At 60.9% G+C, this 11,828-nt stretch carries 9 protein-coding genes; 4 read left to right on the plus strand and 5 right to left on the minus strand.

Annotation, left to right across the window (positions count from 1 at the left end):
• The 4 genes from gsiC to iaaA are packed head-to-tail and all read right to left on the minus strand — an operon-like array spanning position 1 to position 5,310.
• The gene (gene gsiC, locus BMW97_RS07145; protein ID WP_045909403.1) at positions 1 to 921 is read right to left on the minus strand and encodes a glutathione ABC transporter permease GsiC; all 921 of its coding nucleotides are present in this window, start codon (positions 919 to 921) and stop codon (positions 1 to 3) included.
• A 5-nt stretch (positions 922 to 926) separates the two neighbouring features.
• Complete coding sequence (gene gsiB, locus BMW97_RS07150; RefSeq protein ID WP_045909404.1) at positions 927 to 2,465, minus strand: glutathione ABC transporter substrate-binding protein GsiB; 1,539 nt, start codon at positions 2,463 to 2,465, stop codon at positions 927 to 929.
• 23 nt (positions 2,466 to 2,488) lie between these two features.
• Entirely contained in the window at positions 2,489 to 4,360 is a 1,872-nt protein-coding gene (gene gsiA / locus BMW97_RS07155) for a glutathione ABC transporter ATP-binding protein GsiA (protein ID WP_090392617.1), read from the minus strand.
• An 11-nt stretch (positions 4,361 to 4,371) separates the two neighbouring features.
• Positions 4,372 to 5,310 carry a beta-aspartyl-peptidase gene (iaaA, locus tag BMW97_RS07160; RefSeq protein ID WP_045909425.1) on the minus strand — a complete coding sequence of 313 codons (939 nt, stop codon included), beginning with the start codon at positions 5,308 to 5,310 and terminating at the stop codon, positions 4,372 to 4,374.
• A 187-nt stretch (positions 5,311 to 5,497) separates the two neighbouring features.
• Here iaaA and moeA point away from each other — a divergent pair, with 187 nt between their 5' ends.
• Positions 5,498 to 6,730: a molybdopterin molybdotransferase MoeA gene (gene moeA, locus BMW97_RS07165; protein WP_045909406.1), complete on the plus strand. Its 1,233-nt coding sequence runs from the start codon at positions 5,498 to 5,500 to the stop codon at positions 6,728 to 6,730.
• Between the two features lies 1 nt (position 6,731).
• Positions 6,732 to 7,484 (plus strand): molybdopterin-synthase adenylyltransferase MoeB, encoded by a 753-nt coding sequence (gene moeB / locus BMW97_RS07170; RefSeq protein ID WP_045909407.1) that lies wholly within the window; start codon positions 6,732 to 6,734, stop codon positions 7,482 to 7,484.
• A gap of 98 nt (positions 7,485 to 7,582) precedes the next feature.
• On the opposite strand, the gene fsa is transcribed toward moeB, so the two are convergent.
• Complete coding sequence (fsa, locus tag BMW97_RS07175; RefSeq protein WP_045909408.1) at positions 7,583 to 8,245, minus strand: fructose-6-phosphate aldolase; 663 nt, start codon at positions 8,243 to 8,245, stop codon at positions 7,583 to 7,585.
• A 128-nt stretch (positions 8,246 to 8,373) separates the two neighbouring features.
• On the opposite strand from fsa, the gene BMW97_RS07180 reads away from it, so the two are divergent.
• Positions 8,374 to 9,273, plus strand: coding sequence for a glycyl-radical enzyme activating protein (locus BMW97_RS07180; protein ID WP_045909409.1), 900 nt, complete (start codon positions 8,374 to 8,376; stop codon positions 9,271 to 9,273).
• A gap of 4 nt (positions 9,274 to 9,277) precedes the next feature.
• Positions 9,278 to 11,710, plus strand: a complete 2,433-nt coding sequence (locus BMW97_RS07185) for a formate C-acetyltransferase/glycerol dehydratase family glycyl radical enzyme (protein WP_045909410.1) — start codon at positions 9,278 to 9,280, stop codon at positions 11,708 to 11,710.
• Positions 11,711 to 11,828 lie beyond the last annotated feature (118 nt).

The following is an 11,828-nucleotide window of genomic DNA, read 5'->3' on the forward strand; positions in this document are numbered from 1 at the left end:
TTACTTATACCTGATGGCCGGGTTAATGGCGGCGTAGAGCACGTCCACCACTAAGTTGATAAGAATAAACTCCAGCGAGAAAAGCAGCACTTCCGCCTGGATCACCGGGTAGTCGCGCATCTCGACGGAATCGACCAGCAGACGTCCCAGCCCCGGCCAGTTGAAGACCTTTTCCACCACGATAGAGCCGCCCAGCAGGAAGCCAAACTGAAGCCCCATCATCGTCACCACCGGGATCATCGCATTGCGGAACCCGTGCTTGAGGATGACCCACTTCTCGCTGACCCCTTTCGCCCGCGCGGTGCGAATATAATCTTCGCTCAGCACGTCAACGAACGAGGCGCGGGTAAAGCGGGCCATCACCGCCGACACGGCAGCCCCCAGCGTCATCGAGGGCAGAATGTAATGCTTCCAGGTATCGGCCCCGACGGTGGGCAGCCAGCCCAGCTCGACGGAGAAGATCTGCATCAGCAGCATCCCCAGCGCGAACGCCGGGAAGGAGATGCCGGTCACCGCCAGCGCCATGCCGAGCTTGTCCGGCCAGCGGTTACGCCAGACGGACGCCACAATCCCGGCGCCAAGTCCGAACACCACGGCCCAGCTCATGCTGGCTATCGTTAACCAGAACGTGGGCATAAAGCGGCTGGCGATCTCCTCCGACACCGGTCGACGCGAGACCATCGAGATACCAAAGTCACCCTGCAGAACGTTGCCAATATAGTGCAGAAACTGTCTATACAGAGGCTGGTCAAGACCCAGCTGTTTACGCACCAGCTCAATGATCGTGGCATCCGCTTCAGGCCCGGCAACCAGACGCGCCGGATCGCCCGGCAGCATATGGACAAACAAAAACACCAGCACCGCCACAATCAGCAGCGTCGGGATAAGCCCCAGCAGGCGTTTACAAACATAGTTCAGCATGGGCGTTATTTTAAATCCGCATCGTCAAAGCTAAAGCCCGTATCCGGCATGATGTAGAACCCGGTCAACGCTTTGTTATGGGCTGACACCAGTTTCTCCACCACCAGCGGCACCCACGGCGACTCTTTCCAGATGATGTCCTGCGCGTCCTTGTAGAGGCGTGCTTTCTCCTCCGGTTTGGTGGTTTTCAGCGCGTCAGAAAGGTCTTTGTCCACCTGCGGGTTGCTGTAGAACGCGGTATTGAACAGGGTTGGTGGCCAGTTCTGCGAGGCAAACAGCGGCGAGAGCGCCCAGTCGGCTTCACCGGTCGAGGCCGACCAGCCGGTGTAGAACATCCGCACGCCGCTCTCTTTCTGCCCTTTCCCCTCAACCTCGGCCGCACGCTGTCCGGCATCCATGGCGGTCACCTGCGCCTTGATACCCACCTGCGCCAGCTGCTGCTGGGTGAACTGCAGCACCTTCTGGGCGGTACTGTGATTATGCGACGACCACAGCGTGGTGCTGAACCCGTTCGGGAAGCCCGCCTCTTTCAGCAGCTCGCGTGCTTTAGCCGGATCGTACGGCCACGGCTGATAGCTTTGCGCATACGCGATAGCTGGCGGCAGCACGCCGGTGGCCGGGGTGGCATAGCCCGCAAAAGCGACTTTCACCAGCGCCTGACGGTTAATGGCGTAGTTAATGGCTTCGCGCACCTTCGGATTATCGAACGGCTTTTGCGTGACGTTCATGCTGATGTAGCGCTGCATGATCGACGGGCTGGCGACCAGCTCCAGCTTGCTGTTTTTCTCCAGAATGGCGGCCTGCTCATACGGAACAGGGAAGGCAAACTGCGCCTCGCCGGTTTGCAGCATCGCCGCACGGGTATTGTTATCCACTACCGGACGCCAGGTGATGGTGTCCAGCTTCGGCAGCCCTTTCTGCCAGTATCCCGCGTATTTCTTCACCTTCACAAAATCGGTCTGATTCCAGGTGACCAGCTCGTACGGACCGGTACCGACCGGGTGGAAGCCGATCTCCTTGCCGTATTTCTTCAGCGCGGCAGGGGATATCATCGCCGTCGCCGGATGCGCCAGAATATTGATAAACGCAGAGAACGGCTCTTTCAGGGTGATTTTTACCGTCGCCGGGTCGACCACCTCGGTTTTGGCGATGTTTTTATAGAGGTTATAACGCTTAAGGCTGTTCTCAGGATTGCTGGCGCGATCGAGGTTTACCTTCACCGCGTCCGCATTAAAGTCGGTGCCGTCCTGGAACTTCACCCCGGTTTTGAGCTTAATGGTGTACACCAGCCCATCATCCGAAACGGTGTACCCCTCCGCCAGCACGTTTTTGAGCTTCATCTCTTTATCCAGGCCAAACAGGCCCTGGTAGAACGATTTCGCCACCGCCTGGGAGAGCGTGTCGTTAGCGTCATACGGATCCAGCGTGGTGAAGTTAGAGCCGACAGCGACCACCACATCTTTGGCAGCGAACGCGGGGGCAGCGGCCAGGGCTGCCGTCACGCTCGCGGCTAACAACCATCTACGCGCTACAAATGTAACCATTATGTTCTCCTGCCTGTTGAAAGTTATAACCGCGAAAAAGCATTGTCCTGACGCGGGGGAGCCACGAAATGACCCGGCCCGACCTCACGCAACGCCACGCGCTCTACGGCCTCGCCGCGTTTACGAATATTGCTCGGCATTTCATCCTGCAGCAGCACGCGCTGGCCGTGACGATGCGCCGGGTCGGCGACCGGGACCGCCGCGATGAGCTTGCGGGTATACGGGTGCTGTGGGTTCTCGAACACCGCTCTTCGCGGGCCGATTTCCACAATTTGCCCCATAAACATCACCGCCACGCGATGGCTGATGCGCTCAACCACCGCCATGTCGTGCGAGATAAACAGGAAGGCGATCCCCATATCCCGCTGTAAATCCAGCAGCAGATTGATGATTTGCGCCCGGATAGAGACATCCAGCGCCGAGACGGATTCATCCGCAATCACCACTTTCGGATTCAGCGCCAGCGCGCGGGCGATGCAGATACGCTGCCGCTGCCCGCCGGAAAACTCGTGCGGATAACGCCAGGCGTGTTCCGGCTTCAGGCCAACGCGCTCCAGCAGCCAGGCGACGCGACGCTGCGCCGCCTCGCCGTCGAGCAGGTTATGTACCCGCAGCGGCTCCATGATCGAATACCCCACCGTATGGCGCGGATCGAGGGAGGCATACGGATCCTGGAAAAAAAACTGAATATCCCGCCGCACCGCCTGCAGCCTGCTGTCCGGAAGGGTATCAATGCGCTCGCCGTTAAAGGTAATGCTGCCCTCCTGAGAGGCCACCAGACGGAGCAACGCGCGCCCGGTCGTGGATTTACCGCAGCCGGACTCCCCCACCAGCGCCAGCGTTTCGCCCGGCCAGAGATCGAAGCTGACGTTTTCCACCGCGTGCACTTCGCGCTTCACCCGGTTCAGTACACCGCTGCGCAGCGGAAACCGGGTGACCAGATTGCGCACTTCCAGAATGGGCTTGCCCGGCACCACGGTGTCCTGCTCGCGTTCCTCCTCCTGCGGCTCAGACGCCGCCAGGGAAATCAGCGGAAAACGACGCGGCAGATCGCTGCCGTTCATCGCCCCAAGACGCGGGACCGCCGCCAGCAGCGCTTTGGTGTAGGGATGCGCGGGCGCGTGAAAAATCTGCTCAACCGTGCCGGTTTCGACCGCGCTGCCCTTGTGCATCACCAGTACGCGATCGGCGATATCGGCGACCACGCCCATATCGTGGGTGATAAAGATCACCCCCATATCCATCTCCTGCTGCAGCACGTTGATGAGCTGCAGGATCTGCGCCTGAATCGTCACGTCCAGCGCCGTCGTCGGCTCATCGGCAATCAGCACCGCGGGACGGCACGAGAGCGCCATGGCGATCATCACCCGCTGGCGCATGCCACCGGAAAGCTGATGCGGGTAGCGGCCGAGAATGGCCTGCGCCTCCGGAATGCGTACCAGCTCCAGCATGCGTCTGGCTTCCCTGAGCGCCTCATCGCCGCTCAGCCCCTGATGCAGGCGGATGGACTCGGCAATTTGTTCCCCCACCGGGAACACCGGGTTCAGGGAGGTCATCGGCTCCTGGAAGATCATCGCAATATCCGCCCCACGCACGCCCTGCATCTGCGCGCCGCTCAGCTCGTTTAAATCAATGACCTGGCGGTTACGGCGGCGCAGCAGCATTTTCTCGCTGCTGATTTGACCGCCCGTCTGTTCCAGCAGGCGCATCAGCGCCAGCGCGGTGACCGATTTCCCGGAGCCGGACTCGCCAACAATCGCCAGCGTCTCGCCGCGCCTGAGCGTGAACGATAAATTCTGTACTGCGGGGATGAACTGCCGCTCTTCCTGAAACGCAATATTCAGCTGATGGACAGCCAGCACTTCGCGGTTGTCCAGCTCTTCACTGTGCGGCACGCGCTGCCCCCTTATTCACGATAGATCCCCGTGCTCGGCTCATCGCCGGCATAGCCCCAGGCGCGGTACATGCCTTCACTGTTGAACGGCAGGGCCACGTTGCCCTCACGATCCACCGCAATGAGTCCGCCGATGCCGCCCAGGGCAGGTAATTTTTCCATCACCACACGCTCGCAGGCCTCGCTCAGGCTTAAGCCGCCGTAATCCATCAGCGCGGTAATGTCATAGGCCGCGAGAGCGCGGATAAACACTTCTCCGGTGCCGGTACACGACACCGCCGCCGTCGCGTTATTGGCATAGCAACCCGCGCCAGGCAGCGGGCTATCACCCACGCGTCCGGGCAGCTTGTTGGTCATCCCGCCCGTGGAGGTTGCCGCCGCGAGGTTGCCGGCTTTATCCAGCGCCACCGCGCCCACCGTGCCCATTTTGCTGCGCTCATCCAGCGGCGCAGTATGATCAAGCTGCGTCATGCCCGCCGAACGGGCGTCCAGCAGCTGCTGATAGCGGGCTTCTGTGGAAAACAGGTCAGGCGATACCGGCTCCATTCCGTGTTCAAAGGCAAACCTCTCCGCCCCCGCGCCCGTCAGCAGTACGTGCGGGCTTTCTTCCATCACCAGACGCGCGGCCAGCACCGGGTTACGCAGGTGGCTGACGCCTGCCACGGCCCCCGCTTTCAGGGTGATACCGTCCATGACGCAGGCATCCAGCTCGTGCGTTTCATCCCGTGTAAAGACCGAACCGATCCCCGCATTAAATAACGGGCACTCTTCCAGCAGACGCACCGCCTCGGTGACCACATCCAGCGCGCTCTCGCCCGCTTCCAGCATTTTCTGGCCCGTTTCCACAATGGCGTACAGCGCGTCGATGTAGCGTTTTTCCTGCTCAGGAGTGAGCTGTGCACGGGTGATTGCCCCGGCCCCGCCATGAATTGCGATTACCGCCTTAACCATTCGCATCACCCGTTAGCCTGTTTTGCGGCTTTTTCTATAAATATCATTATCGTCGACGAAACTTCAGATGATTTTTGAATATAGAAAGACGTAACAGTGATGTAAAGCGTGCACCCTTCGGTCATACAGTTAGCCGCACTTTTCTGCCATAATGGACGCTTTCGTTGTTACTCCGCAGGAGCCCACCATGGATTTTACCGCCGGACTGATGCCGCTTGAGACGGCACTCACGCAGATGCTTGACCGAGTTTCCCCGCTGCATGACGTTGAGACGCTGCCCCTCGTGCGCTGTTTTGGCCGTATTGCCGCGCGCGATATCGTCTCTCCGCTTAACGTGCCGGGGTTTGATAACTCCGCGATGGACGGTTACGCGGTACGCCTGGCGGATCTCCAGACGGGTAACGCCCTGCCGGTGGCGGGTAAAGCCTTTGCGGGTCAGCCGTTTAGCGGCGAATGGCCTGCGGGCACCTGCGTGCGCATCATGACCGGCGCACCGGTTCCGGCAGGCTGCGACGCCGTGGTGATGCAGGAAGAGACCGAACAGACCGACGACGGCGTGCGTTTTACCGCGAGCGTCAAAGCGGGCCAGAACATCCGCCGTACCGGCGAGGACATTACCCTCGGCGCGACGGTCTTTGCCGCCGGGCAAAAGCTGACGGTGGCGGAGCTGCCGGTGCTGGCGTCGCTCGGCATCGCGGACATCGACGTGATCCGTAAAGTGCGCGTCGCCGTTTTCTCCACCGGCGACGAGCTGCAGCTTCCGGGCCAGCCGCTGCAGGACGGCCAGATTTACGACACCAACCGCCTGGCGGTACACCTGATGCTGGAGCAGCTGGGCTGCGAGGTGATTAACCTCGGGATTATTCCAGACGACCCGGAACAACTGCGCGCGGCGTTTATCGAGGCGGATAAATCCGCCGACGTGGTCATCAGCTCCGGCGGCGTCTCCGTGGGCGAAGCGGATTACACCAAAACCCTTCTTGAAGAGCTGGGTGAAATCGCATTCTGGAAGCTGGCGATCAAGCCGGGCAAGCCGTTCGCGTTTGGCAAGCTTTCACACAGCTGGTTCTGCGGCCTGCCGGGTAACCCGGTCTCGGCGGCACTCACCTTCTACCAGCTGGCGATCCCGCTGCTGGCGAAGCTTTCCGGCAACAAGGCCAGCCCGCTGCCGGAACGCGTGCGCGTGCGTGCCGCCACGCGGCTGAAAAAATCACCGGGCCGTCTCGATTTCCAGCGCGGCATTCTGACCCGCGGTGCGGACGGCGAGCTCGAAGTGAGCACCACCGGACATCAGGGCTCGCACATTTTCAGTTCCTTCTGTCTGGGCAACTGCTTCATCGTGCTGGAGCGCGAGCGCGGCAACGTGGAAGCCGGCGAATGGGTTGAGGTCGAGCGCTTTAACCACCTGTTCGGAGGCTGACATGACGGTGGAGCTGAGCGACCAGGAGATGATGCGCTACAACCGCCAGATTGTGCTGCGCGGGTTTGATTTCGAGGGTCAGGAAGCGCTCAAGGCGACCAGCGTGCTGGTCGTCGGGCTGGGCGGGCTGGGCTGCGCCGCCGCGCAGTACCTTGCCGCGGCGGGCGTGGGAAGCATGACGCTGCTGGATTTCGATACCGTATCGGTCTCCAACCTGCAGCGCCAGACGCTGCACAGCGACGCGACGGTGGGCCAGCCGAAAGTGGAATCCGCCAGGGCTGCGCTGGCGCGCATCAACCCCCACGTTCAGTTCACGCTGATTGACGCAATGCTGGATGACGACGCGCTCTCCGCGCAGATTGCCCGGCACGACCTGGTCCTGGACTGCACTGATAACGTCACCGTCCGTAATCAGCTCAACGCGGGCTGTTTTGCTCACAAAACCCCGCTGGTCTCCGGCGCGGCGATCCGCATGGAGGGGCAAATCAGCGTCTTCACGTACGCCGAGGGTGAACCCTGCTACCGCTGCCTGAGCCGTCTGTTTGGCGAGAATGCGCTGACCTGCGTTGAGGCGGGCGTAATGGCGCCGCTCGTCGGCGTGATTGGTTCATTGCAGGCAATGGAAGCGATCAAGGTGCTGGCGAATTACGGCACGCCCGCCGCGGGGAAAATCGTGATGTACGACGCGATGACCTGCCAGTTCCGCGAGATGAAGCTGATGCGTAACCCAGGGTGTGAGGTTTGCGGAGGGTAAACCCTGCTGCGGCCTGATGCCCTCACCCCGACCCTCTCCCACAGGGAGAGGGAGAAAATCGTAGGCCGGGTAAGCGTCAGCGCCACCCGGCAACCGCGTCAGATAGACGTCCGTCCAAACGCCCCCTGCCAGTCCTGCTCAAACTTCACAATCGCCGCATCCACAGCCGGAGAGGTAATAAACTGCTGCGCCACGTCCAGCGGGAGCGTGATGGACTCGCACCCTGCCAGCAGGCAGTCCAGCGCCTGACGCGGGGTTTTAAAGCTCGCGGCCAGCACTTTTGACTGCGGGGCATGCAGCGTCAGCAGCTGCTGTAATTCCACCACGGTCTGGATCCCGTCCCCGCCCTGCGCGTCCACGCGGTTAACGTAAGGCGCCACATACTCCGCCCCCGCCAGCGCGGACAGCACCCCCTGCGCGGCACCGTATACCGCCGTACCCAGCGTCGGGATCCCTTCCGCTTTCAGCATCTTGATCGCCGCCAGCCCTTCTGCGGTTACCGGCACTTTCACCACCAGATCGTTAATGATAGCGCGCAGCTTACGCGCGTCTTCCACCATCCCTTCGGCGGTGGTCGCCATCACCTGCGCGAACAGACGGCCTTTACCGCCCAGCGCGTCGTGCAGCGCGGGCAGCAGTTCGTCGAGCGGCGTTTTACCGGCAGCAACGATGCTTGGGTTGGTGGTCACGCCCGCCAGCGGGAAGATACGCGCCAGCTTTTTGACTGCCGCAACGTCAGATGTGTCGAGATAAAGTTCCATGATGTCACCCTCAAAATTAGCCTGCACTTACCCTATCACGACAAAACCTGCTCAAGAGTTGACCTGCATCAAGATAACTTTCATTCGAAAGTCATTTAATCTTCGTATGCAAGATGAGAGGCGAAAACATGATCTTCAATATTCAGCGTTACTCTACCCACGATGGCCCCGGTATCCGTACCGTGGTGTTCCTGAAAGGCTGCTCGCTGGGCTGTCGCTGGTGCCAGAACCCGGAAAGCCGCTCCCGCAGCCGGGACGTGCTGTTTGATGCGCGTCTGTGCCTGGACGGCTGCGACCTGTGTCAGCAGGCGGCACCGGGCTGTATCGAACGTGCGCTGAACGGGATGGTCATTCATCGTGAGAAATTAAGTGAAGAGACGCTTAATGCCCTCACCGACTGCTGCCCGACGCAGGCGCTGAACGTCTGCGGTGAAGAACGGCAGGTCGAGGAGATCATGGCGACCGTACTGCGCGACAAACCCTTCTACGACCGCAGCGGCGGCGGGATCACCCTCTCCGGCGGCGAACCGTTTATGAACCCCGAACTGGCGCAGGCCCTGTTTAAAGCCAGCCATGACCAGGGGATCCACACAGCCGTCGAAACCTGCCTTCACGTGCCGTGGCACTATATCGAGCCGTCATTACCCTACGTCGATCTGTTCCTCGCCGACCTGAAGCACGTCGACGGTGACGTGTTCAAGCAGTGGACGGACGGTTCGGCTAAGCGCATCCTGGACAACCTGAAACGCCTGGCCGCCGCCGGGAAAACGATCACCATCCGCGTGCCGCTGATCCAGGGCTTTAACGCGGATGAAGCCTCCATCACCGCCATCACCAACTTCGCTGCCGATGAGCTCGGCGTCGACGATATTCATTTTCTGCCGTATCACACGCTGGGCATGAACAAATACACCCTGCTCGGCCAACCCTACTCTGCCCCTGACAAACCGCTGGATAACCCTGCCCTGCTGGACTTCGCGCAGCAGTACGCCTGCCAGAAAGGGTTAACCGCGACCTTACGAGGATAAACTTATGACAACCCTGAATCTCAATACCCTCAGCGAGCGCATTAAGGCGCACAAAACGGCGCTGGTGCATATCGTTAAGCCGCCGGTCTGTACCGAGCGCGCCCAGCATTACACCGAAATGTACCAGCAGCACATGGACAAGCCGATCCCGGTCCGCCGCGCCCTGGCGCTGGCGCATCACCTGGCCGAGCGTACCATCTGGATCAAACACGACGAGCTGATTATCGGTAACCAGGCCAGCGAAGTGCGCGCCGCGCCGATCTTCCCGGAATACACCGTCTCCTGGATTGAGAAAGAGATTGACGACCTGGCGGATCGCCCGGGCGCGGGCTTTGCGGTGAGCGAAGAGAACAAGCGTGTGCTGCATGAGATCTGCCCGTGGTGGCGCGGCCAGACGGTGCAGGACCGCTGCTACGGCATGTTCACCGACGAGCAGAAAGGCCTGCTGGAAACCGGCATCATCAAAGCCGAAGGCAACATGACCTCCGGCGACGCGCACCTGGCGGTGAACTTCCCCCTGGTGCTGGAGAAAGGTCTCGACGGCCTGCGCGCCAAAGTGGCCGAGCGCCGCTCGCGCATCAACCTGACGGTGCTGGAAGACCTGCACGGCGATCAGTTCCTGAAGGCAATTGATATCGTGCTGGAAGCGGTGAGCCTGCACATCAAACGCTTCGCCGATCTGGCGCGCGAGATGGCCTCCACCGAAACCCGCGAAAGCCGCCGCGACGAGCTGCTGGCGATGGCAGAAAACTGCGACGTGATTGCTCACGAGCCGCCAAAAACCTTCTGGCAGGCGCTGCAGCTGTGCTACTTCATTCAGCTGATCCTGCAGATTGAGTCCAACGGCCACTCCGTCTCCTTCGCGCGTATGGACCAGTATCTCTATCCGTACTACCGCCGTGACGTGGAGCTGAACCAGAGCCTGGATCGCGAACACGCCATCGAGCTGCTGCACAGCTGCTGGCTGAAGCTGCTGGAAGTGAATAAGATCCGCTCCGGCTCGCACTCCAAAGCCTCCGCCGGCAGCCCGCTGTACCAGAACGTCACCATCGGCGGCCAGAAGCTGGTCAACGGTGAGCCGATGGACGCGGTGAACCCTCTCTCCTACGCGATTCTGGAATCCTGCGGTCGTCTGCGCTCCACCCAGCCGAACCTGAGCGTGCGTTACCACGCGGGCATGAGCAACGACTTCCTCGACGCCTGCGTGCAGGTGATCCGCTGCGGCTTCGGGATGCCTGCCTTTAACAACGATGAAATCGTGATCCCGGAATTCATCAAGCTCGGCGTTGAACGAGAAGACGCCTACGACTACGCGGCGATTGGCTGTATCGAAACCGCGGTGGGCGGCAAGTGGGGCTACCGCTGCACCGGCATGAGCTTTATCAACTTTGCCCGCGTGATGCTGGCCGCGCTGGAAGGCGGCCGCGATGCCACCAGCGGCAAGGTGTTCCTGCCGCAGGAGAAAGCGCTTTCTGCCGGTAACTTCGATAACTTCGAGGAGGTGATGGCGGCATGGGATAGCCAGATCCGCTACTACACCCGCAAATCCATCGAAATTGAGTACGTGGTGGACACCATGCTCGAGGAGAACGTCCACGATATTCTCTGCTCGGCGCTGGTGGACGACTGCATCGAGCGCGCGAAAAGCATCAAGCAGGGCGGCGCGAAGTATGACTGGGTCTCCGGCCTGCAGGTGGGGATCGCCAACCTCGGCAACAGCCTGGCGGCGGTGAAGAAGCTGGTGTTCGAACAGGGCGTCATCGGCCAGCAGCAGCTGGCGGCGGCGCTGGCCGATGATTTCGATGGCCTGACCCACGAGCAGCTGCGTCAGCGCCTGATCAACGGCGCACCGAAGTACGGCAACGACGACGACAGCGTGGATATGCTGCTGACCCGCGCCTATCAGACCTACATTGAAGAGCTGAAGCAGTACCATAACCCGCGCTACGGCCGCGGCCCGATTGGCGGTAACTACTACGCGGGCACCTCTTCCATCTCCGCGAACGTACCGTTTGGCGCGGCGACGATGGCGACGCCGGACGGACGTAAGGCGCACACGCCGCTGGCGGAAGGGGCAAGCCCGGCTTCCGGTACCGACCACCTGGGTCCAACGGCGGTCATCGGCTCCGTGGGTAAACTGCCTACCGAGGCGATTCTCGGCGGCGTGCTGCTGAACCAGAAGCTGAACCCGTCAACGCTGGAAAACGACAGCGATCGCCAGAAGCTGATGGTGCTGCTGCGCACCTTCTTCGAGGTGCATAAGGGCTGGCATATTCAGTACAACATTGTCTCCCGCGACACGCTGCTGGAGGCGAAGAAACACCCTGACCAGTATCGTGACCTGGTGGTGCGCGTCGCAGGCTACTCGGCGTTCTTCACCGCCCTGTCGCCGGATGCGCAGGACGATATTATCGCCCGTACTGAACATACGCTGTAAAAAAACGCCCGGTGGCGCTGCGCTTACCGGGCCTACAGAGTCTCCTCGTAGGCCGGGTAAGGCGAAGCCGCCACCCGGCTTTCTGACTTTCATTCGAAATTAAATTTGTGCTCCCCGT

Source organism: Enterobacter sp. NFIX58 (assembly GCF_900110475.1).
In the GTDB taxonomy this organism is placed as follows: domain Bacteria; phylum Pseudomonadota; class Gammaproteobacteria; order Enterobacterales; family Enterobacteriaceae; genus Enterobacter; species Enterobacter quasiroggenkampii.

What these genes read in the sequence shown, in the direction of transcription:
- gsiC (WP_045909403.1), bottom strand. Translation starts at nt 921, where the DNA reads ATGCTGAACTATGTTTGTAAACGCCTGCTGGGGCTTATCCCGACGCTG.
- gsiB (WP_045909404.1), bottom strand. Translation starts at nt 2,465, where the DNA reads ATGGTTACATTTGTAGCGCGTAGATGGTTGTTAGCCGCGAGCGTGACG.
- iaaA (WP_045909425.1), bottom strand. Translation starts at nt 5,310, where the DNA reads ATGGTTAAGGCGGTAATCGCAATTCATGGCGGGGCCGGGGCAATCACC.
- moeA (WP_045909406.1), top strand. Translation starts at nt 5,498, where the DNA reads ATGGATTTTACCGCCGGACTGATGCCGCTTGAGACGGCACTCACGCAG.
- moeB (WP_045909407.1), top strand. Translation starts at nt 6,732, where the DNA reads ATGACGGTGGAGCTGAGCGACCAGGAGATGATGCGCTACAACCGCCAG.
- fsa (WP_045909408.1), bottom strand. Translation starts at nt 8,245, where the DNA reads ATGGAACTTTATCTCGACACATCTGACGTTGCGGCAGTCAAAAAGCTG.
- BMW97_RS07180 (WP_045909409.1), top strand. Translation starts at nt 8,374, where the DNA reads ATGATCTTCAATATTCAGCGTTACTCTACCCACGATGGCCCCGGTATC.
- BMW97_RS07185 (WP_045909410.1), top strand. Translation starts at nt 9,278, where the DNA reads ATGACAACCCTGAATCTCAATACCCTCAGCGAGCGCATTAAGGCGCAC.